Below are 21,199 nucleotides of genomic sequence, written 5' to 3' on the forward strand. Positions count from 1 at the left end.
TATGGGAATAATAAATGCGGTCCGAAAGACAATTGCATATTATAAACGCAATGGTTCAAGGGCCGCATTTTTTGCTGCCCTTGAACGACTTTCAGATGGTCGTAAGGATAGGAAATACACCTATGCACCACTGTCTGAAGCTGTGTTAAAAGAGCAGCGACAGGAATACAAGAAGCTGGCTGAAAGTGATAACACGGTACACTTCAGCATTGTGGTTCCCTTGTACAACACTCCTGATAAGTACCTTCGGGAAATGATAGAATCTGTGATAAACCAGACCTACGGAAACTGGGAGCTGGTGCTGGCGGATGCCTCTGAGATGCCGTTAGATCTGGCCATGCAGTATGATAAGGATGACCCAAGGATCAGGTATATTCATCTTGATGAGAACAAGGGAATTTCCGACAACACCAACGCTGGTATCAGAAAAGCCACGGGAGACTACATAGGTCTTTTGGATCACGACGATGTATTGACTCCTGATGCGCTTTACGAGTGTTCAAGAGTTATCAGGGAGAGTATGCGTAAGGGGAAGCTGGCAAGGTTTTCCGACTGCCCTATTCGCCTTATCTACTCCGACGAAGATAAATTTGACGACAAGAAGGGCAGGTACTATGAGTACCATCAAAAGCCCCCATTCAATATGGACTATCTCATGTCCAACAATTACATCTGCCATTTCACCATGCTTAGGGCAGATATCATAAAGAGACTTAAGCTTCGCGGTGAATATGACGGAGCTCAGGACTTTGATCTGTTTTTGCGCGCCTGCGCAGAGACAGCTCTTTTCATGCCTCAGGCTTCAGGACAGATTGTGCATATCGACAAGGTTCTTTATCACTGGAGGTGTCATCAGGGCTCAACTGCTGCAAATCCTGCCAGCAAGACCTATGCCTATGAAGCTGGGAAAAGAGCTCTTCAGAGCCTTATGGACAATTACGGTATCAAGGCTACCGCTTCAGAAATGCCTCATGTGGGCTTTTACAGGCTTACCTATGACCCGGATGTCTTTTCCCAAAGGAGAGACGTGGGCTGCGTTGGAGGCAAGCTCTTAGATAAAAGAAACAGGATCTGCGGCGGAATGTATCGCAAAAACGGAACCCTTGCCTATGAAAAGCTTCCTGAAGGGTTTTCCGGGGGACTTCAGCACAGGGCAGTCCTGCAGCAGGATGCATACGCTGTTGATATCAGGTGCATGGCGGTTCGTAATGAGCTGATCCCTCTCTATGAAGAAGTAACCGGAGTCAGGTATCAGGATAGCTTTGAGTATGCAAAGAGGGCTATGGCTGCCACGGAAGCAGCTTCGGTCCAGGATCCCTTTGAGGGGCTTGATAAGGAGGAGATGGTGGCACTTAGTCTTCGCCTTGGAAGTGAGATAAGAAAACGTGGTTACAGGATCATCTGGGATCCCCAGGTTATTAAGAGGATATAATTTACATGGAACTTCTTACAGTTGTAATTCCAAATTATAATGGCAGAAAATATCTCGATGACTGCCTGAAAAGCCTCCGCAAACAGACCTTTCAGGAGTTTAAGGTCATCATTGTGGACGATGGCTCCACAGACGGAAGCCAGGAATATATCAAAAACAGATATCCTTCGGTGAAGCTCATTGAGCTTTCGGAGAACACCGGGTTTGCCAATGCAGCGAATGTGGGGATAAAGGCTGCAGACAGTGAATATGTCTTTTTGCTGAACAATGACACCATGTGCGACGAGAAAGCACTGGAGAGCCTTGTGAGCGTAATGGAGAACAAAAAGCGTCTCTTTTCCGCCCAGGCTAAGATGCTGAAAATGGAAAGACCTCATGATATCGATGATTGTGGGGACCTTTACTGCGCTCTTGGTTGGGCCTTTTCTCCGGGGAAGGATAAGGACAACAGGCAGTTTGTGAAAAGAGAGTCTATGACCAGCGCCTGTGCCGGAGCTGCTATTTATAGGAAAGAGTATTTTGACAAGGTTGGATATTTCGACGAGGAGCACTTCTGCTACCTTGAGGACGTGGACCTTGGGTACAGAGCAAGGCTTCACGGCTTTGCCAATGTTATGGAACCAACAGCCATCGTGTACCATGTGGGAAGCGGATCCAGTGGCTCAAGATACAACGATTTTAAGGTGGAGCTTACAGCGGGGAACAATATCTATCTGATCTACAAGAATATGCCGGCTTTCCAGATTTTCATAAATTTTCCACTGATTCTTTTGGGAATCATCATCAAGCATGTCTTTTACGTAAAGCACCATTTGGGGAAGGCCCATATTCGTGGGCTTATGAAGGGCTTTGAAAAGATCGCAAAGAATGCTGATAAGAGGGTGAAGTTTGGAAAGACAGAGTTTATAAATGCTATAAGGCTCCAGATCGAGCTGTGGGTCAACCTGGCCAGGAGGGCCTTAAGCATATAGGTTTGCCCTTGGGAGTGAATTACACTATAATGGTATTCAGGTATGATAAAAGATAATCAGGTACATCTTAATAGGGCTCATGTTATTGTGGACGGGCTTTTGGTGGCTGGTTCCTATTCATTGTCCTATTATCTTAAATTTGAATCGATTTTTGCTGATAAGAGACCGGTGGTCGGACGTCTTCCAATGCCGGTTTATTTTTCTGCGCTTTATTTTCTGATTCCCTGCTACCTGATGCTCTACTACATGGTCCAGCTCTACACCTCAAGAAGGGCGCTGAGACTCTGGGATGAGTTCGTGGATATTGTTCAGGCCAATGTCATGGGGGTCATCGGGTTCCTGGTTGTTTTGTATATGATCAATCAGCCCTATTTCTCTCGTTCCATGATCGGTATATTCTTTGGACTGAATGTTACGTTGACCACATTTGCCCACTGGATGCTCAGGAAGTTCCTCCGTTACATCAGAAAGAAGGGCTATAACATCAAGCATATTCTTCTGGTTGGATATTCCAGAGCTGCAGAGGCCTATATTAGCAGGATTTTGGACAATCCACAGTGGGGTTACATAGTGGCGGGAGTTTTGGATGACTTCGTGCCCATTGGCACCAGCTATCACGGTGTAAAGGTCGTTGGCAAGATAGACGAGCTGGCTAATTACATTGAAGAAAACAGTTACGACGAGATCACCATTACCCTTCCTCTGGACGATTACGACAGGCTGGAGGTATTGGTTGCCCAGTGCGAGAAATCCGGCATCCACACCAAGTTCATTCCGGATTACTCATCTCTTTTCCCAAGTGCACCATACACAGAGGATGTTCAGGGAATACCTGTTATCAACATCAGGTACGTGCCCCTGACCAATTCCTTTAACAAGCTGGCAAAGAGGCTGGTGGATATTATCGGATCACTTCTGGCTATCATCCTGTTTTCGCCTACAATGCTGGTTTCAGCCATCCTTATAAAGCTAACCAGTGAAGGCCCTGTTATTTACAAGCAGGAGCGAGTGGGGCTTAACGGCGTGCCCTTTATGATGTACAAGTTCAGGACCATGAAGGTCCAGACTGAGGCCGAGGAAAAGAAAGGCTGGACCACGAAGGGTGATCCAAGAGTCACGAGGGTTGGCGCCTTCCTTCGGAAAACCAGTATCGACGAGATGCCACAGTTTTTCAATATTTTTGTGGGACAGATGTCACTGGTGGGACCAAGACCCGAGAGACCTCAGTTTGTTGAGAAGTTTAAAGAGCAGATCCCCAGATACATGGTCAAGCATCAGGTTCGTCCCGGACTTACCGGCTGGGCGCAGATTAATGGCTATAGAGGCGATACTTCTATTAGGAAAAGAATCGACTACGATATTTACTATATCGAAAACTGGTCTATGGCTTTTGATTTCAAGATTCTTCTTGGAACCATCCGACATGGCTTTGTTAATAAGAACGCATACTAGTGCAAATGCTGCATTGGCGTGCGTTTTTTCATGGGGTTGTATATTCCTGTTAAATGTGGCAAAATGTATTGGTGGTTTTCTGCATTTATGAAAACCAAAAACGTTGGGTGAGGAGAGTTTTGTAATGTCAAACAGAGACGACGAGTACTACGAGAGAGAAGAGCGCAGGCCTTCCCGCAGAAGCGACAGATACGACGATCGTTACGATGATAGATACGACGACAGAGAGCCAAGGAGGAGTTCACAGGGATCAAGAAGCAGCTCAGCTTCCGGAAGCAGAACTCAGGGATCAAGAAACGGATCATCATCAAGAAGTAATGGGGCATCCTCAAGAAATGGAGGATCAGCATCAAGAAGTTCTTCAAGACCATCTTCCTCAAGACCTTCTTCTTCAAGAAGTGGTAATGGGGGAAGAAACGGCGGCGGTTCCAGAAATGGTGGAGGAAACGGCCCTAAGAAAAAGAAAAACAGCACAAAGGCAATAGTTCTTTTAGTAGCAGAAATGCTTGTTGCCTGCATTTTAGTATATGTGGCATACACACTGTTCTTTAAGGTTGATGTCACAAAGGTAGGTAAGGTAAACCTGAACGAGGAGGCTATCTCCCAGAGTATCAGTGAGACCGTTGTAAATGATGAGAACATGAAGGGCTACACCAATATCGCCCTCTTCGGTGTTGACTCCCGTGAGGAGGAGCTCACCAAGAACACAAGATCAGATACAATCATGATCGCGTCCATCAATAATGAAAACGGCGATATCAAGCTTTGCTCAGTTTATCGTGATACTTACCTGAATCTTTCAAATGATACTTATACCAAGTGTAATGCAGCATACGCCCAGGGCGGTCCTGAGCAGGCTATTTCAATGCTTAACATGAACCTTGATATGGATATTGAGAACTTTGTAACTATTGGTTTCAGAGGACTCACAGACGTGGTTGATGCTCTTGGTGGCGTAACAATTGATGTTACAGATGCAGAGATCTCCCACCTTAATAATTACCAGTCAACGATGGCTACTGAGCTGAAGCTCAACTACACACCTGTTACAAGCTCAGGTGTTCAGACCCTCAATGGTCTTCAGGCAACAGCTTACTGCCGTATCAGATACACAGCAGGTGATGACTTCAGACGTGCCGAGAGACAGAGAACTGTCCTTATGGCATGCCTTGACAAGGCAAAGGGCATGAGCTACTCACAGCTTGAGACTGTAGCTAACAAGGCCTTTGGTGAGACTTATACATCACTTGACCTGGATGAGATCCTTGCACTTCTTAAGAACATTGCTAACTACAACGTTGTTGAGAACAGCGGATTCCCTGCAGAGGATATGCGTGCTACAGGTACCATGGGTAAGGCCGGAAGCTGCGTACTTCCTGTTGACCTTCAGAGCAACGTTAAGTGGCTCCATCAGTTCCTGTTCAACGATTCTGAGTACGAGGTTTCAGGAGACGTTCAGAAGTACAGCGAGAAGATCAAGGGTGACGTTAGTAAGTATCTTACCAACTAATATTTATTGAGATTAAAGGGGCTGGGTTCTTTTAGGAGCCCGGCCCGTTTTTATGAAAACAGGAAAAAGAATGAGTACCATCGATGTAATAATACCAACCTATAAACCGGATCTGTCTTTTTTACGCCTTATCGATGATCTGGAGAGCCAGGCACTTCGACCTTCCCATATCATCATTATGAATACGGAAAAGAAATATTGGGATGATCTCATTTCCAGATCAAAGGAAGATCCTTTAGAGAAATATGACAACATTGTTCTGCAACATGTGACCAAGGCTGAATTTGATCACGGTGAGACAAGGAATCAGGGAGTTAAGCTTTCAAAGGCCGATTTCTTTTTGATGATGACACAGGATGCATTTCCTAGGGATAAGATGCTTATTTCAAGCCTTTCAAAGGTCATTGAGGACCCGGAAGTGGCAGCAGCCTATGCAAGACAGTATCCTAAGTCAGACTGTAACCTGGCTGAGCGTTATTCCAGGAAATTCAACTATCCTACAGAGCCCATGAGAAAGACCCAGGCGGATTTGGGACGTCTTGGCATCAAGACCTACTTCTGTTCCAATGTTTGTGCAATGTACAGAAGAGATATTTTTGATAAGCTGGGTGGTTTTACCCATAAGACTATCTTTAACGAGGATATGGTCTATGCCGGCACAGCCTGTCAGAAGGGCTATGCAATCTGCTATGTCCCTGAGGCAGGAGTGATCCACTCCCACAACTACTCATGTATGCAGCAGTTCCACAGAAACTTTGATCTTGGAGTATCCCAGGTGGATCACCCGGAGATCTTTGGGGCTGTAAAGTCAGAGACTGAAGGAAAGAAGATGGTGTCCCAGACCATAGAACACTTCAGACAACTGGGGAAGGGGTATCTCATTCCCCATTACGTGATAATGTGTGGCTTTAGATTCATTGGCTACAAACTGGGAAGAAACTACAAAAAACTGCCACGCAAGATGCGCATGGCATGTGCACTTAATAAGGAATATTTTGCAAATGGAACTTGATCTATCCGGAATGGACATGAAAATATCTGATGATATGAACTCCTGGGAGGAAGTAAACCTCCTTTATAATGCTGCCCTGAAGCAGATCACCACCAAGATTGAGATCCTTAATGAAGAGTTTCAGGAGGTTCACAGGTATAACCCTATCGAGCATGTAAAGGCCCGTGTTAAGGTCCCTGAGAGCATTGTAAAAAAGCTTAAGAGAAACGGCTATGAGTCCACCCTGGAAAACATGGTCCGTTATGTCAACGATATAGCAGGTATTCGTATCATCTGTTCCTTTACCTCAGATATCTACAGGATAGCTGAGATGATAAGCAATCAGAAGGATATCCAGGTTTTGACGGTGAAGGACTATATCATGAATCCAAAACCCAGCGGATACAGGAGCTATCACATGATAGTTTCTCTTCCTGTGTATCTTTCAGACAGGATTGTAAACGTTAAGGTTGAGATTCAGATAAGAACTGTTGCCATGGATTTCTGGGCTTCACTGGAGCATAAGATCCAGTATAAGTTTGAGGGAAAGGCTCCGAACCATATCAATTCAGAGCTGCATGAATGTGCCAACATGGTGGCTAATCTTGATGCTCGTATGCTGTCTTTGAATGAGGAGATTTTGGCTATAGAAGCGGAACGGTAAATTGAAGGTATTTGTATGATATCCGGATTGCTCCGCTGCACTTTCGCAATCCGGCAAACATTCGGAATCCGCACTGCCGTGCTACTTCCTCATGCTTGTTAGTGTCACAAGAGCATAAAAAAAATCGAGCGAGCTCGATTTTGTTATACTCTGTGACCACAATATCATACAAATGAGGAGTGGCCAGACACATTTCTGCGCCCGGCCTATTATGAAAAAATCTATCTTTCGTTATTAGTTAGCCGCCTTGCTTGCGACTAATTAAAATATACAGGATAATTATTAACAAATTATGAACTTACCATGAACAAATGGTAAAAACGCACAACAAAAGTCTTTGTCACAATATAAACTTGTATAAATTGCATAATAAATGCTAAGCTATAGGGGATGTACAAAAAGTACATAATAATAAGGAGAAAGACATGTTGGGAGGAAACGTAGTGGAGAACTTTATGGACAAGCTTGCACAGAAAATCAGCGCTTCAGATATCATAAAGGCTAATGCTCAGGCTGAAGCAGCAGAGGCAGAGAGAACAAAGCAGGAAGCACAGCAGTATAAGCAGCAGCTTGAAGAGCTTCGCCTCAATGAACAGGCGCACAGGTCAGCCCTTGAGGATACCAAGGCTTCTTTGGAAGAGGCTAAGGCTACTATTAATGAGACCAAGGATTCTATTTCAAGTCTTTCTAAGAGAATAGATGAGAATGAGACTCAGGTACACGATGTAGGTGTGCAGGTATATAGAAACGTCCAGGCTATCGTTGAGAAGGGCCAGGAAAAGAACCGTGACGAGTTCAAGGAACTTAACAGAAGGGGAGAAGCTATCCAGGTTGCTATTGAGACCAAGAACAGCGCAGCAATACCTCTTTTGGTAATTGTTCTCCTTGTATCAGGTGCAGACCTGGTGATCAATATATTGAGGATTTTAGGAATTATTTAAATGAGTTTAGGAAATACCGTTTTTCGCAACAAGATAAAGATATGGTATCTTCACTCTGCTTTGGTGATAATAGTTGTATGGATTCTTTTCATGCCAAGTATTGTCAAGTTTGAAAAGGGTGGAGATAACATTTTTACCGTAAGTCTTAACAATATTGTGGTAGGAACTGCTGCTTCAAAGGATGAGGCTTACGAGGCATATAGGAATGCAAGGCGATCAATTGCTTCTTCCGATGGAGAGCTGACACTGGCTAACGGAGACCTTTCCATACAGGGAGACAATGTGCTTTGGGGCACTGTGGATTCTGTATCTTCCATGTCCCGCGCCATGACAGATATCTTAGCCGGTAACAAGAGAAGCACCCTTAACAGGGCTTACTCCATAAAGATAAATGAGTACTCAGTAAATCTGTCATCAATAGATGACGTAATGGAGCTTCTCTCTACAGCTCTTTCAAATTTTGATGAGAGTAATCTCTTTGACGTGAATCTGGTTCTTGATTCTGACAGAGAGGTTAATGTTCTGACCCCTCAGGTTCAGAGCAGGGAAGAGATCAAAAAGGAAAAAGAGATTGAAAGCACCAGCATGCCACAGGCAGGATTTCAGGCTGAATTGACACAGATCGTCAATGATGCAAAGCCTCTTGCCTATGACAGAGATTTCTCTGATTATGAGCTTGGACTTATGACCATGGATTTCGCCGATAAGGTTGAGATCGTGGAAAGCTATCTGCCGGATAGTGAGATCACAGATCTGGCTGTAGCAATAGATGATGTTACAAAGGATAAGGAGACAAACCAGATCTACGAGGTTCAGTCCGGAGATACACTGGGGTCAATCGCTCTTAAGTTTGGACTTACAGTGGACGATCTTGTAAATATGAACGAGTCTCTTGAAAGTGAAAAGACAATGATCCGTGTTCAGGATAACCTTATTGTAACAGTGCCTGAGCCGGAGCTTTCCGTTGTGTATACTTTGCAGGAGTACTACGAGGAAGACTATGAGGCAGAGGTTCAGTACGTGCCTAATGATTCCTGGTATACAACCCAGTCCAAGGTTCTTCAGGAGCCTTCAGCAGGACACAGAAAGGTTGTTGCTCTTGTTACTTATACAGATAACAGCGAGGTAAGCCGTGAGATCCAGAAGGAAGAGGTTACTTACCAGGCTGTTCCTAAGATTGTTGAAAGAGGAACCATTGTTCCACCTACATATATCAAGCCTATTTCCGGCGGAAGACTTACTTCCGGATTCGGAAAAAGATCAAGACCCACCAAGGGTGCCAGCACCTACCATAAGGGTGTTGACTGGGCTACACCTGTTGGGACATCTGTTGTTGCTTCTTCCAGTGGTACAGTTACGAGAGCCGGCTGGGGTTCCGGTTACGGTTACTGCGTATACATAAGACACCCTGATGGAAGGGAGACCAGGTATGGTCATCTTTCAAAAGTTCTTGTCTCTGTGGGCCAGTCAGTATCACAGGGACAGAGGATAGCTCTTTCCGGAAATACCGGTGTATCCACAGGACCACATCTGCACTTTGAGATCCTGGTTGGTGGAAGTCAGGTGAATCCGCTTAATTACTTGAACTAAGCTTATCGGTTTTACAAATCAATTTTATTGTGGTATAACTAATATTTGTTCAAGAGTAAAAAAGAGAGATACCTATGGAAAAATACGTGATCAAGGGCGGAAATCCGCTTGTTGGCGAGGTTTGGATCGGGGGCGCTAAAAATGCAGCTCTGCCTATCCTTGCAGCAGCCACAATGACAGATGAGACCGTCTATATAGATAATATGCCAGATGCATCAGATACCAACGCTATGCTAAATGCTATGCAGAGCGCCGGTGCTTTTGTTGAAAGAACCGGAAGGCATTCTGTAAAGATCAATGCATCACAGCTTAATGGCTACATAATTGATAATGAGTACATCAAGAAGATAAGAGCTTCCTACTATTTCCTTGGAGCTCTTCTTGGTAAGTATAAGCAGGCCGGAGTGGTTCTTCCCGGTGGCTGCCATATCGGACTTCGTCCTATTGACCAGCATATCAAGGGATTTACAGCTCTTGGGGCACAGGTTGGTATTGAACATGGCATTATCCAGGCTAAGGCAGATCAGCTTGTGGGAAGCCATATATACATGGATGTAGTAAGTGTTGGTGCAACTATAAATGTCATGATGGCAGCAGCACTTGCAGAAGGAAAGACTATCATTGAGAATGCGGCAAAAGAGCCACACGTAGTTGATTTTGCCAACTTCCTTAACAGTATGGGTGCTAATATAAAGGGCGCTGGTACTGATGTTATCCGTATCAGAGGAGTTGAGAAGCTCCACGGGACAGAATATACCATCATTCCTGATCAGATTGAGGCAGGAACCTTTATGCTGGCAGCAGCTGCTACAATGGGTGATGTTACAGTAAAGAACGTTATCCCTAAGCACCTTGAGTCTATCAGTGCCAAGCTTGTTGAGATGGGATGCCAGATCCACGAGTCTGACGATGAAGTCAGAGTAGTGGCTACAAAGAGACTTCAGAATACACATGTTAAGACCCTTCCATATCCAGGATATCCTACGGATATGCAGCCACAGATCACAGTGGCACTTGGTCTTGCCAGTGGTATCAGTATCGTAACAGAGAGTATTTTCGAAAGCCGTTTCAAGTATGTTGATGAGCTCACCAGAATGGGCGCCAGCATCAAGGTTGAAGGAAGTACAGCTATTATAGAAGGCGTTGAAAGATATACAGGCGCCACAGTTTCAGCACCGGACCTTCGTGCCGGAGCAGCACTTGTTATCGCAGCTCTCACTGCAGAAGGCTTTTCTACAGTAGAGGATATCAAGTACATTGAAAGAGGCTATGAGGACTTCGAGATCAAACTCAGAGAGCTGGGTGGACAGATCGAGAAGGTTGAAGAAGATAGAGACGTGCAGAAGTTTAAGCTTAAGCACGCGTAAGGTAACAAATAGGACTTGGCATACAGTATGCCAGGTCCTTTCTACTTGTTACCCTATATCGTTCAGATGATCTCTTGAATATATACTCCCGGACATTTGCTAAGATCAATATAATCATTTCCAACCTTTATGGTAGGCTTGGACAGTGCGTTTATATTGATGAATATGATCTCGCCGATTTCTCCGGTATTAAGTCTTACTGTGTTGAAAAGATAAGTATTAACGATGTTGTGAAGGAAGGCGAGAAGCATTTCTGGGTCATATCTGTCAAAGCCTTCTTCAAACATTGATATCGCAATGAATGGACAAAGTGGACCTCTGTAGTACCTTGAGCTGGTCATGGCATCGTATACATCTGCTATGGCCACTACTTTGGCAAATTTATCTATCTGTGGTCCGGTCAGTTTTAAAGGATAACCAGAACCATCGCATCTTTCGTGGTGCATAAGTGCTGCATTCTTAACATGGCTGCTGACCTCGAGCTTTTCCAGCGCATCATAACCCTTCTGAGGATGGGTTTTGATTATGGCGTACTCATCATCGGTTAGATGTCCGGGTTTTGTTATGATGTTGTCGGGAATAAGTAGCTTTCCTATATCGTGTAGAAGCCCTGCCTGGGTAGCGGTCTGAATCTCGGATTCGTTCCATTTGAGCCATTGGGCTAAGATATTGCTTATCAGTGCAACATTTATACAGTGCGTGTAGGTTGCATCATCGTACATGCGAAGATTATGGAGCATATCGAAGATGCTTGATGCTCTTTTTCCATCTCCAAGAAGTGAATAGATGGGAGACATCATCTGGTCAAGGTCAAGTTCCTTGTTGCCTGCTATTATGTCTTTTATGGAGTGCTCGAATTTATCTGCGCACTGTTCGAAATCTTTTTTAAACTCTTTGAAATCTTCAGAATTCTTTAAGCGCTCAGAATAAGTAAGCCCTGAAGCTAAGCCTTCATCCAGGGTCTGGGCAGGTTCGTCCTCTACAAGGACATCATTTATTGAGTAGAAGACCAGTCTTGCAATGTCTTTCTGGGTGATCACGGTACCTTTTTCCATGAGTTTGTTGTTAGATTCATGGGTGAAGACATCGCTGGCCAGTATCATGCCAGGTATTAACTGTTTGCTGATTACTTTTTTCATACATTTAATTATATTTTTGCCTTAAACGCTTGTCAATTAGGGCTTGACAGCAATGTTTCACAGTAATATCATATCCACATAAAATAAATTCTTCGGGGCAGGGTGAAATTCCCTACCGGCGGTATAGTCCGCGACCCACTTCGGTGGCTGATCTGGTGAAACTCCAGAACCGACAGTAAAGTCTGGATGAGAGAAGAAGTGTCGTGCAGAGCACTTGATGAGGTTTTGACGAATCTAGTGCAAACCGGTTGTTTTACACTTGGCGAAGTTCTCTCGAGCCTAGTGAAAAACAACTTCCTTATTTTTTCCCACTTTATCTCTCCTTCAAAACAAATACCATTTACCCGATGAGAAAGAAGGAGAAAAAATGAACAACTTAAAATCCGCTCTCGAGATGATCGCGAGCAACACACAGCACTTTGTAGCACTTACGCTACTGATCCTGGCAGCTTTTGCCATCGCATACTTTGCAGAGACACAGGCACGCAAGCGCGAGATCAAGCAGACAGGAGCAACTGAGGATATGTTTAGCACAAGGAAGATTGCCATAATCGGCGTTTTCGCAGCTATCTCTTTTATCCTGATGCTCTTTGAATTCCCTCTTCCGTTTGCACCATCATTCTACAAATTTGACTTCAGTGATATTCCTGCTCTTATCGGCGGATTCGCAGCAGGCCCTATGGTTGCAGTAATGATCGAGTTCATCAAGGTTGTGTTGAACATTGCAATTCAGGGTCCTACACCTGGATTCATCGGTGAGATCGCAAACTTTGTTGTTGGCTCAGCTTTTGTAATCCCTGCAACAGTCATCTACAGATTTAAGAAGACCAGAAAGACAGCTCTTATCAGCTGCCTGACAGGTACACTTTGCATCACATTTGTAGGTGCATTCATTAACGCATTCTTCCTGCTTCCTGCTTATGCAGTTGCATTCGGACAGGGCGTTGATGCTTTCATAGCAGCAGGAACAGCAATTAACCCTGCAGTTACAAACCTGTTTACATTCTGTGCTCTTTGTGTAGCACCTTTCAATCTTTTAAAGGGCGTTGCAGACAGCGTTCTTACATTCCTTGTTTACAAGCAGCTCAGCCCAATCCTTAAGCTTACTCCAAGTCTTAAGAAGGCAGCTAAGGTAAACGAGGCCTAAGTACTCGGCTGAAAATCCATTTATAATAATCTCCACCGAGCGCCATGGGAACTACCCGTGGTGCTCATTTTTTATGTAATGCACCATTCTATTTGTGGTATACTTGGTGATATAGAAGACTAAAGTGGAGAAATCTGCATATCACCTAGTGCAAGCGTTGGGAGATTCGCATGGAAATTGTAACCAGACATGAAACAAATACTCCGGAGGAAACCTTTGAGATCGGACGCCGTATCGGAGAGAGCGCAGCCCCCGGTACCGTATTTACCCTGATCGGAGACCTGGGAGTTGGCAAAACTGTCCTTACCCAGGGTGTAGCAAAAGGTCTCGGAATAAAGGGGCCTGTCAGCAGTCCTACCTTCACTATCCTGCAGGTGTACGACGAGGGAAGACTTCCTTTCTATCATTTTGATGTGTACAGGATTGGCGACATCAGCGAGATGGATGAGATCGGCTATGAGGATTACTTCTACGGCGACGGAATATGTTTCATCGAATGGGCCAATCTTATCGAGGAGCTGCTCCCGGAGCACTATACAGAGATCGTGATCGAGAAGAACCTTGAAAAGGGCTTCGATTACAGACTCATAACCATGACTAAGAAATAAAAAGAGAAATCGGACAATATGAAGATACTTGGAATAGATACCTCAGGACTGGTAGGAACAGTCGCTATCTCAGACGGCGACCTTCTGACTGCCCAGTTCTCAATCCAATATAAAACAACACATTCAGAGATCCTGATGCCAATGCTTGAGGACATTGCAAAGAAGATCAACCTGGACCTCAAATCCATTGATGCAATTGCCATAGCAAAGGGGCCTGGATCCTTTACAGGACTAAGGATAGGAAGCGCAACAGCAAAGGGTCTGGCACTGGCACTAAATAAGCCCATCATCGCTATTCCCACCGTTGATGCCCTGGCCTACAACCTCTACGGTAATGAGAAGATCATCTGCCCTATGATGGACGCCCGCAGAAGCCAGGTCTATACCGGCATCTACACCTTTGTTCCAACCACAACAGAAGGGAAGATGAAGGAGCGTCACTTTGACATGCAGATAATAAAGGAGCAGTTTGCTGCTTCTGTTGATGATGTGATAAAAGAGCTGAATGCTATCGGTAAGCCGGTAGTTCTTTTGGGAGACGGAATTCCTGTATACCACGACAAGCTGGAAGCAGGTCTTACGGTTCCTTATTCTGTAGCACCTTTGCACCAAAATCGCCAGTCGGCAGCAGCTCTTTTGGCCCTGGCTAATGTATACGCACAGGAGGGACGTTTTGTGTCAGGGGATGAGTTTGCTCCTGAATATCTGCGCCTTTCCCAGGCGGAGCGTGAGGCTTTGGCAAAAGAGACTGGGGAGGGTTCGGGAGATTCCCAGCCGACCAGAAAACAGGCTGCTGCAAAGCGAATGGAAGAGCGCAACACTCCCGGAAAAGTAAGGATCCGTCAGATGAGCGTGGAAGACGTGGAAGATGCCTGGAAGCTTGAAAGCGTGAACCTTGGAAAGGAAGCCTGGACTCAGAAGCAGCTTCTGGAGGCCATGACCAGGGATGATACCATTTATCTGGTGGCTGAAATGGCAGGCAGGATTGTAGGTCTTTGCGGAGTTCGGAATATTTCCGGGGAAGGTGACATCACCAACGTTTCCGTTTCGGGAGATGCAAGGCGCATGGGCACAGCCTACAAGATGATGAGACAGCTCCTGGAAAGAGGAGTGGGAATAGGAATAAAAGACTACACACTGGAGGTCCGTGCCTCCAATGCCCCTGCCATCGGGCTTTACGAGAAGCTGGGCTTTAAGAGTGAGGGAGTACGTCCCGGATTCTACGACGACCCCAAGGACGACGCAGTAATTTACTGGAAGAGAGCTAATTTATGATAGATGTTTGTTTACTGGGAACCGGCGGAATGATGCCACTTCCCAACAGATTTCTCACATCACTTCTTGTGAGATATAACGGTAAGTGTGTGCTGATCGATTGCGGAGAAGCTACACAGATAGCCATGAAAAAGAAGGGCCACAGTGCCAAGCCGATTGACGTGATATGTTTTACCCATTACCACGCGGACCATATTTCGGGTCTTCCCGGAATGCTGCTTACCATGGGTAACGCCGAGAGGACAGAACCTCTTTTGATGGTGGGGCCAAAGGGTCTTGAAAAGGTGGTAAAGTCTCTTCGAGTTATCGCTCCGGAGCTTCCTTTTGAGATTCAGTACAAGGAACTTACCGAAGACGAAAGCTCTTTTACCATAGATGGAATGCCAGAATTTACTATTACAGCCTTTAAGGTCAACCACAACATCACTTGCTACGGCTACTCCATGAGTCTTCGCCGTCAGGGCAAATTCAACGTGGAATCCGCAGAGGCAAACGGCATTGAGAGGAAGTACTGGAACAGCCTTCAAAAGGGCGAAACAGTGGTTTCGGAGGACGGCAGGACTTTCACTCCGGACATGGTACTTGGGGAGGAACGAAAGGGCCTTAAGCTCACATATAGCACTGACTCAAGACCTACCGACAGCATCGTTAGAAACGCCAAAGGTTCTGATCTTTTTATCTGTGAGGGAATGTACGGGGAAGCAGATAAGATTACCAAGGCAAAAGAATATAAGCACATGACCTTCTACGAGGCCGCCAGAATGGCCAGGGATGCAGGGGTAAAAGAGCTATGGCTCACTCACTACAGCCCTTCATTGGTGAACCCAATGGAGTTCATGCCTGAGACTAAAAAGATCTTTCCGAATACTATCGCTGCCAAGGACGGCAGAAGCTTAGAACTTAAATTTACTGACTTATAAGACAGTTAAAGCCCGCTTTAGGGGATCTGCGGGCAGAAAAGAGGGGAAATGGAAAAAGGTGGAGCAGGTTCAGCTATCGTAAAATCAATTGTACTGGTGGTTTTGGGAGCGCTGGTTGTTCTTGGTGTGTACATGGCCCTTACAAGGACCAAGAAGAGTCCCACTGAGGAGACTTACGTTTCTACTGTTGTGGACGAATTCACCACCATGAATCTGGAAAAGAACTATCCAGCCAGCTCAAGAAAGGTTGTGGAGACCTTTATCCGCGCCATGCAGGTGCTCTACAAGGAGCAGTACACTACTGAGCAGGAAGACAAGATAGTTGCCAATATTGCAGGGCTCATGGATCAGGAGCTTCTGGACAATAATGTGTTCTTTGAGAAAGACATAAAGGACGATGTTGATAGGAAGAAGAAGGAGGACAACACTATCTCCAACTTCGAGATCCTTCAGAAAAGAGAGCCTGATGAGTACAAGACCGACGGTAGATGGATGTGCAAAGTGGATGCCATCTACTACATGAGGATGGGAACCCAGGGTACAGTGACCGTGGACTACACCTTTATCCTCAGACGTGAAGAAGGTTCCGGCAATTGGAAAATCTACGGATGGGCATTAAAGGAAGAAAATAAATGATTGAGTATCATGCAGACGACTATGGGATGTTCAAGACCCAGAGTAAACATATAATGGACTGCTATCATGAGGGGGCATTAAACGGCATAAGCATCATGCCAAACAGCCCCTACCTTGATGAATGCATGGCAGAAATTGCAGACATCAGGAAAAAGCTGGCAGTTACGGTACATCTTAATTTTGTTGAGGGAAAGCCTCTGACTGGTTCCAAGGCAACCAGACTTATCAACCGGGATGGAAACTTTAGTATAGGCTTTGGAAAGCTCCTTTTAGTGGGCTTCGTGCCGGTACTTCGGTGCTTTTACAGGAAACAGATAAAAAGGGAAGTGGAGGCACAGCTCCTTAAGTGCCAGTCCTATATGAACGATGATAAGTTCAGGATTGACGGGCATATGCATTATCATATGCTACCCATTGTTTTTGACGCAGTAATGCAGGTGGTAAAAGAAAATAACCTTCAGGTAAGCTATATAAGATTCCCCAGGGAAGAGCTGGAAATCTACAGACGTGCTTCCGGGAAGGTAAAGGGCATTAAGCCCATCAATATTGTTAAGGTCATGGTCCTTAATACGTTAGCCTCACGCAACGAGCGAAAGTATCGCGAAGTCCTTACCAGACTCGACGTTAAGAGAAAGCTCTTTATGGGTGTTATGCTCTCAGGCCACATGTTCTATGACGAGGTTAAGGAGTGCATCAGCCACGCAGCAGATATCATGGCTGACCGTGGCTTTCAGGATATGGAGATTTTGTTCCATCCCGGAGATGTCACTGAGGAGAACGAGGTAAAAGAGCTGACCAGCAAAGATGACCTTGATTTCCTGAATATCAACAGTAAGAACAGACAGCTGGAGGCAGAGGCCCTTAGGAAGTTCGGCGGAAATCTAAGACGTTAAGGCTGTGAACCTTTGAGTGCTCCTTAGATGGAAGTTGTAAACGAATAATTTGTAAGGATAGATTTATATGCAGATAGATAAGAATGTAGAAGATGACGGTGTCATCTTTATGTCCATAAAGGAAGGGGAGGCAGGTGCTGCCGGTGAAGCAAAGGCGAAGCTGGCTGAAGGTGCTGTCGCGCCCGTTGATGATAGCGACGTAACAATACTTGCTCTTGAGAGCTCCTGCGATGAAACTGCAGCAGCTGTTGTTCGAAACGGCAGAGAGGTACTTTCCAATATCATTTCATCCCAGATTGCCCTTCACACCGTTTATGGTGGAGTTGTTCCTGAGATTGCGTCCAGGAAACACGTTGAGAAGATAAACGGATGTATCAAGGCTGCCCTTTCTGAGGCGAACCTCACTTTAGACGATATAGATGCTGTTGCTGTAACTTACGGGCCGGGCCTTGTAGGTGCTCTTTTGGTGGGCGTTTCAGAGGCCAAGGCCATTGCTTTTGCAACGGGAAAGCCTCTAATTGGAGTTCATCATATCGAGGGACATATCAGCGCAAATTTTATTGAGAATAAAGACCTGGAGCCTCCTTTTGTATGCCTTGTTGTTTCCGGTGGACACTCTCATCTTGTGGTGGTGAAGGACTATGGAGAATATGAGATCATCGGCCAGACCAGGGATGATGCAGCAGGAGAGGCCTTCGACAAGGTGGCAAGAGCAATAGGACTTGGATACCCCGGTGGACCTAAGATCGACAAGGCAGCCAGGGAAGGAAATCCTAAAGCTTTTTCTTTTCCCCAGGCAAAGATACTTGACGCGGAGTACGACTTCTCCTTCTCGGGACTTAAGTCAGCGGTACTCAACATCATCAACCAGGCAAAGATGCAGGGACAGGAGCTTAACCAGGCAGACGTGGCAGCTTCCTTCCAGAAGGCTGTGGTAGAGGTCCTGGTGGGCCACGCAATCAAGGCCTGCAAAGAGTATGGTTACGATAAGCTTGCTATAGCCGGCGGAGTTGCCTCCAACACTGCACTTCGAGAACTTATGGAAAAAGAGTGCGCGGCGAACAATATCAGATTTTACAGGCCAAGCCCGGTGCTGTGTACAGACAACGCAGCAATGATCGGAGCAGCGGCTTATTACGAATACAAAAAAGGCGTTAGATTCGGACTGGATATGAACGCAGTACCAAACCTGCCCCTTGGAGACAGAGAGCGCAGATTCCATGGAGGAAGAGCATGAAGACAGTAGCAGTTGTTCTGGCGGCCGGTAGTGGCAGCAGGATGAATTCCGACGTAAAAAAACAGTACATGGAGATTGGCGGGAAGCCGCTTATTTACTACTCTTTAAAGGCTTTTGAGGAGAGTATCATCGATGATATCATCCTGGTGGTCTCCAGGGGAGACGTGGACTATGTTTCAAAAGAGATAGTTGAGAAATATCACTTTGACAAGGTTCAGGCCGTTGTTGAGGGGGGGCTTGCAAGATACCACAGTGTTCGTCTGGGACTCCAGGCAGCAGCTGCCGATTGCGACTATGCTTTTATTCATGACGGTGCTAGACCATTTGTGGATAGGGATATCATTATGAGAGCTTTTCAGGCAGTGAAGGAGTATAAAGCCTGCGTGGTTGGTATGCCTGCCAAGGATACTATTAAGATTGCCGATGAAAAGGGCTTCGCAGCTTCAACACCTGACAGGAATCTGATGTGGACTATCCAGACTCCACAGGTCTTTTCCTATAAAACGATACTGGAATTATATCAGCGCCTTGACCGGGACGAGGGAGATCTGATGGCAAGGGGCATCAATATCACTGATGATGCCATGGTTGTGGAGTATTACACCGACACAAAGGTGAAGCTGGTGGAAGGCTCCTACGACAACATAAAGATCACTACGCCCGAAGATATCGCAGTTGCAGAGGCTATTCTGGATAGAAGAAGGCGCGGTTAACGGAGAAAAAATTCCCATGGGAAGTTCAGATACAAATCATAAACCCAGGGTGTGCATGATAGTTCAGCAGCGGGACGTAAAAGGCGGAATCGCCTCTGTGACCAATGGCTATTATGGCAGCTCCCTGGAGGAAAAATACGATATAAGGTACGTGGAGTCATATTGCGATGGCTCCCAGTTTAAGAAGTTCATAAAAGTACTTAAGGGGCTTTGGGAGTACAGGCGGATCCTTCGGGATTTTAAGCCTGAGCTGGTGCATATGCACACTTCATTTGGCCCTAGTTTTTACAGACTTCAGCCCTTTCTTTCTATGGCAAAAAGACGTGGAGTGCCTGTAGTTGACCATTGCCACGGGGCAGATTTTGATACTTTCTACGTCAATGCTTCTGAGAAAAAGAAACGTCTTGTCCGAAAGGTCTTTTCCAAATTCGACACGGTTATTGTCCTTTCCAGGGAGTGGAAGGAGAAATTCACACCTGTTGTACCAAAGGATAGGCTTGTGGTAGTTCATAATTATTGTAAGCCTAAGACTTCGGAACAGCTGGAGGGCTGGCTTGAGGACAGGTTTGCAAAGAAGCAGGTGGTTTTTCTCGGAGAGATTGGCAAACGAAAAGGCGGATTTGACTTTGCAGTTATAATTTTGAATACTGCAAAGAAACTTCCCGGCGTTCGATTTGTGCTCTGCGGAGATGGGGCAAAAGAGGATGTTGAGAAGATTAAGGCAGAAATAGAGAAGAAGTGCAGTGGTATCGATGTTTCTTTTCCCGGATGGGTAAGGGACGATGCCAAGGACAGGGTTTTAGTTGAATCATCAGTGTTTATGCTTCCCTCTTATCATGAAGGGCAGCCTATGTCTATACTTGATGCCATGGCTTATGGTCTTCCTATAGTATCAACTGAGGTAGGAGGAATCCCTCAGCAGGTGAAAAACGGAGTAAATGGCATTTTGACTAAATCTGGAGATCCACTGGCTACTGCAGAGGCGATTTCATCACTTTTGTTGGATAAAGACAGATATTTTGCAACTTCAAGAGAAAGCCTTGGAATAGCTACGGAAGAATATGGCTTTGAGGCTCATGCAAAAAAGATTTCGGAAGTATATGACAGTGTATTGAAAAAATAACGGCAGTTTGGGGACTGGCGGGGAGGTAAAATGCGTTCTCCTTTTTTGTATTTGAAAAATGTAATTCGTATGGGGCTTATAAAGATCAGGTACGGTGGGAGATATTCTGCCGGAGCAATCCAGACCTTCGACAAACTCAAGGTGGAGATTCATGGAAAAGGCTCCGTAAAGATGGGAAGTTATAACCAGAACCGTGGAAATCTTTATCTTGTGGCTGATGGTGGAAAGATTGAAATTGGGGATCACTGTTTCTTTAACACCGGATGCTGCGTGACTGCTACAGAATCTGTAAGGATTGGAAGTGGCTGTAAATTCGGAAATAATCTGGTCATAGTTGACCATGATCACAACTTCAAAAATGAAGGAGATAAAGAATTTATTAGTTCACCGGTGGCAATTGGAGACGATTGTTGGGTGGGAGCTAACGTAACAATTTTGAGAGGGACCACCATTGGAAAAAACTGTGTCATAGGAGCCGGAAGTGTAGTAAAGGGGCAGGTTTCGGACGGATCCAGGGTCATACAGAAACGGTGATATTCCGAAACAGTATGTTCGAAATATAAAAACTTTGAAAAAAAGTGAAAATCATG

The 21,199-nt window shown here is 45.4% G+C and carries 20 protein-coding genes and 1 riboswitch; of the genes, 19 read left to right on the forward strand and 1 reads right to left on the reverse strand.

The window, feature by feature from the left end; genetic code table 11:
• The first annotated feature begins 1 nt into the window (after window position 1).
• The 9 genes from BO18_RS32665 (at window position 2) to BO18_RS10605 (ending at window position 10,918) form a co-directional block, all read left to right on the forward strand.
• Window positions 2-1,432, forward strand: coding sequence for a glycosyltransferase family 2 protein (locus BO18_RS32665; RefSeq protein WP_051688651.1), 1,431 nt, complete (start codon window positions 2-4; stop codon window positions 1,430-1,432).
• Between the two features lie 5 nt (window positions 1,433-1,437).
• Complete coding sequence (locus tag BO18_RS10570) at window positions 1,438-2,403, forward strand: glycosyltransferase family 2 protein (protein ID WP_034446067.1); 966 nt, start codon at window positions 1,438-1,440, stop codon at window positions 2,401-2,403.
• 42 nt (window positions 2,404-2,445) lie between these two features.
• Complete coding sequence (locus tag BO18_RS10575; RefSeq protein ID WP_034446069.1) at window positions 2,446-3,855, forward strand: undecaprenyl-phosphate glucose phosphotransferase; 1,410 nt, start codon at window positions 2,446-2,448, stop codon at window positions 3,853-3,855.
• A 124-nt stretch (window positions 3,856-3,979) separates the two neighbouring features.
• Window positions 3,980-5,365, forward strand: a complete 1,386-nt coding sequence (locus BO18_RS10580; protein WP_034446071.1) for an LCP family protein — start codon at window positions 3,980-3,982, stop codon at window positions 5,363-5,365.
• 52 nt (window positions 5,366-5,417) lie between these two features.
• Window positions 5,418-6,377, forward strand: coding sequence for a glycosyltransferase family 2 protein (locus tag BO18_RS10585; protein WP_066738230.1), 960 nt, complete (start codon window positions 5,418-5,420; stop codon window positions 6,375-6,377).
• Between the two features lie 10 nt (window positions 6,378-6,387).
• The gene (locus tag BO18_RS10590) at window positions 6,388-7,020 is read left to right on the forward strand and encodes a GTP pyrophosphokinase (RefSeq protein ID WP_051688763.1); all 633 of its coding nucleotides are present in this window, start codon (window positions 6,388-6,390) and stop codon (window positions 7,018-7,020) included.
• Window positions 7,021-7,445: 425 nt separating this feature from the next.
• Window positions 7,446-7,961 carry a hypothetical protein gene (locus BO18_RS10595; RefSeq protein WP_034446076.1) on the forward strand — a complete coding sequence of 172 codons (516 nt, stop codon included), beginning with the start codon at window positions 7,446-7,448 and terminating at the stop codon, window positions 7,959-7,961.
• A complete protein-coding gene (locus BO18_RS10600) occupies window positions 7,962-9,551 on the forward strand; it encodes a peptidoglycan DD-metalloendopeptidase family protein (RefSeq protein WP_034446077.1) in 1,590 nt (529 codons plus the stop codon).
• 74 nt (window positions 9,552-9,625) lie between these two features.
• Window positions 9,626-10,918 carry a UDP-N-acetylglucosamine 1-carboxyvinyltransferase gene (locus BO18_RS10605; protein WP_034446080.1) on the forward strand — a complete coding sequence of 431 codons (1,293 nt, stop codon included), beginning with the start codon at window positions 9,626-9,628 and terminating at the stop codon, window positions 10,916-10,918.
• Between the two features lie 62 nt (window positions 10,919-10,980).
• Here the strand turns inward: BO18_RS10605 and BO18_RS10610 are convergent, their stop codons facing one another.
• Window positions 10,981-12,057: an HD-GYP domain-containing protein gene (locus BO18_RS10610; protein ID WP_034446082.1), complete on the reverse strand. Its 1,077-nt coding sequence runs from the start codon at window positions 12,055-12,057 to the stop codon at window positions 10,981-10,983.
• Between the two features lie 84 nt (window positions 12,058-12,141).
• Window positions 12,142-12,259: riboswitch (FMN riboswitch) on the forward strand.
• A gap of 165 nt (window positions 12,260-12,424) precedes the next feature.
• On the opposite strand from BO18_RS10610, the gene BO18_RS10615 reads away from it, so the two are divergent.
• From BO18_RS10615 to BO18_RS35600, 10 genes are all read left to right on the forward strand, one after another.
• Entirely contained in the window at window positions 12,425-13,204 is a 780-nt protein-coding gene (locus BO18_RS10615; protein WP_034446085.1) for an ECF transporter S component, read from the forward strand.
• Window positions 13,205-13,374: 170 nt separating this feature from the next.
• Window positions 13,375-13,812, forward strand: a complete 438-nt coding sequence (gene tsaE, locus BO18_RS10620) for a tRNA (adenosine(37)-N6)-threonylcarbamoyltransferase complex ATPase subunit type 1 TsaE (RefSeq protein ID WP_034446087.1) — start codon at window positions 13,375-13,377, stop codon at window positions 13,810-13,812.
• 18 nt (window positions 13,813-13,830) lie between these two features.
• Window positions 13,831-15,087: a bifunctional tRNA (adenosine(37)-N6)-threonylcarbamoyltransferase complex dimerization subunit type 1 TsaB/ribosomal protein alanine acetyltransferase RimI gene (locus tag BO18_RS33965; protein WP_034446089.1), complete on the forward strand. Its 1,257-nt coding sequence runs from the start codon at window positions 13,831-13,833 to the stop codon at window positions 15,085-15,087.
• Window positions 15,084-16,007: a ribonuclease Z gene (locus BO18_RS10630; protein WP_034446091.1), complete on the forward strand. Its 924-nt coding sequence runs from the start codon at window positions 15,084-15,086 to the stop codon at window positions 16,005-16,007. The genes BO18_RS33965 and BO18_RS10630 overlap by 4 nt, the downstream gene beginning before the upstream one ends.
• Window positions 16,008-16,055: 48 nt before the next feature.
• The gene (locus BO18_RS10635; protein ID WP_034446094.1) at window positions 16,056-16,643 is read left to right on the forward strand and encodes a DUF6715 family protein; all 588 of its coding nucleotides are present in this window, start codon (window positions 16,056-16,058) and stop codon (window positions 16,641-16,643) included.
• Complete coding sequence (locus BO18_RS10640; protein ID WP_034446097.1) at window positions 16,640-17,536, forward strand: ChbG/HpnK family deacetylase; 897 nt, start codon at window positions 16,640-16,642, stop codon at window positions 17,534-17,536. The genes BO18_RS10635 and BO18_RS10640 overlap by 4 nt, the downstream gene beginning before the upstream one ends.
• A 67-nt stretch (window positions 17,537-17,603) precedes the next feature.
• A complete protein-coding gene (gene tsaD / locus BO18_RS10645; protein WP_242856552.1) occupies window positions 17,604-18,773 on the forward strand; it encodes a tRNA (adenosine(37)-N6)-threonylcarbamoyltransferase complex transferase subunit TsaD in 1,170 nt (389 codons plus the stop codon).
• Window positions 18,770-19,486 (forward strand): 2-C-methyl-D-erythritol 4-phosphate cytidylyltransferase, encoded by a 717-nt coding sequence (ispD, locus tag BO18_RS10650; protein WP_034446100.1) that lies wholly within the window; start codon window positions 18,770-18,772, stop codon window positions 19,484-19,486. Before tsaD ends, ispD begins: the two co-directional genes overlap by 4 nt.
• A gap of 16 nt (window positions 19,487-19,502) precedes the next feature.
• On the forward strand, window positions 19,503-20,609 hold the full coding sequence (locus BO18_RS10655) for a glycosyltransferase family 4 protein (protein WP_034446102.1): 1,107 nt from the start codon (window positions 19,503-19,505) through the stop codon (window positions 20,607-20,609).
• A gap of 30 nt (window positions 20,610-20,639) precedes the next feature.
• The gene (locus tag BO18_RS35600) at window positions 20,640-21,143 is read left to right on the forward strand and encodes an acyltransferase (protein ID WP_051688652.1); all 504 of its coding nucleotides are present in this window, start codon (window positions 20,640-20,642) and stop codon (window positions 21,141-21,143) included.
• The last annotated feature ends 56 nt before the right edge of the window (window positions 21,144-21,199 follow it).

The sequence above is a fragment of the Butyrivibrio sp. AE2032 genome, assembly GCF_000702965.1.

Excerpts from the sequence above, each read along its gene's own strand:
- tsaE (WP_034446087.1), top strand. The coding sequence starts at position 13,375 with ATGGAAATTGTAACCAGACATGAAACAAATACTCCGGAGGAAACCTTT.
- BO18_RS10610 (WP_034446082.1), bottom strand. The coding sequence starts at position 12,057 with ATGAAAAAAGTAATCAGCAAACAGTTAATACCTGGCATGATACTGGCC.
- BO18_RS10655 (WP_034446102.1), top strand. The coding sequence starts at position 19,503 with ATGGGAAGTTCAGATACAAATCATAAACCCAGGGTGTGCATGATAGTT.
- BO18_RS10595 (WP_034446076.1), top strand. The coding sequence starts at position 7,446 with ATGTTGGGAGGAAACGTAGTGGAGAACTTTATGGACAAGCTTGCACAG.
- BO18_RS10605 (WP_034446080.1), top strand. The coding sequence starts at position 9,626 with ATGGAAAAATACGTGATCAAGGGCGGAAATCCGCTTGTTGGCGAGGTT.
- BO18_RS32665 (WP_051688651.1), top strand. The coding sequence starts at position 2 with ATGGGAATAATAAATGCGGTCCGAAAGACAATTGCATATTATAAACGC.
- BO18_RS10580 (WP_034446071.1), top strand. The coding sequence starts at position 3,980 with ATGTCAAACAGAGACGACGAGTACTACGAGAGAGAAGAGCGCAGGCCT.
- BO18_RS10600 (WP_034446077.1), top strand. The coding sequence starts at position 7,962 with ATGAGTTTAGGAAATACCGTTTTTCGCAACAAGATAAAGATATGGTAT.
- BO18_RS10570 (WP_034446067.1), top strand. The coding sequence starts at position 1,438 with ATGGAACTTCTTACAGTTGTAATTCCAAATTATAATGGCAGAAAATAT.
- BO18_RS10585 (WP_066738230.1), top strand. The coding sequence starts at position 5,418 with ATGAAAACAGGAAAAAGAATGAGTACCATCGATGTAATAATACCAACC.
- ispD (WP_034446100.1), top strand. The coding sequence starts at position 18,770 with ATGAAGACAGTAGCAGTTGTTCTGGCGGCCGGTAGTGGCAGCAGGATG.
- BO18_RS10640 (WP_034446097.1), top strand. The coding sequence starts at position 16,640 with ATGATTGAGTATCATGCAGACGACTATGGGATGTTCAAGACCCAGAGT.
- BO18_RS10635 (WP_034446094.1), top strand. The coding sequence starts at position 16,056 with ATGGAAAAAGGTGGAGCAGGTTCAGCTATCGTAAAATCAATTGTACTG.
- BO18_RS35600 (WP_051688652.1), top strand. The coding sequence starts at position 20,640 with ATGCGTTCTCCTTTTTTGTATTTGAAAAATGTAATTCGTATGGGGCTT.
- tsaD (WP_242856552.1), top strand. The coding sequence starts at position 17,604 with ATGCAGATAGATAAGAATGTAGAAGATGACGGTGTCATCTTTATGTCC.
- BO18_RS33965 (WP_034446089.1), top strand. The coding sequence starts at position 13,831 with ATGAAGATACTTGGAATAGATACCTCAGGACTGGTAGGAACAGTCGCT.
- BO18_RS10615 (WP_034446085.1), top strand. The coding sequence starts at position 12,425 with ATGAACAACTTAAAATCCGCTCTCGAGATGATCGCGAGCAACACACAG.
- BO18_RS10590 (WP_051688763.1), top strand. The coding sequence starts at position 6,388 with ATGGACATGAAAATATCTGATGATATGAACTCCTGGGAGGAAGTAAAC.
- BO18_RS10630 (WP_034446091.1), top strand. The coding sequence starts at position 15,084 with ATGATAGATGTTTGTTTACTGGGAACCGGCGGAATGATGCCACTTCCC.
- BO18_RS10575 (WP_034446069.1), top strand. The coding sequence starts at position 2,446 with ATGATAAAAGATAATCAGGTACATCTTAATAGGGCTCATGTTATTGTG.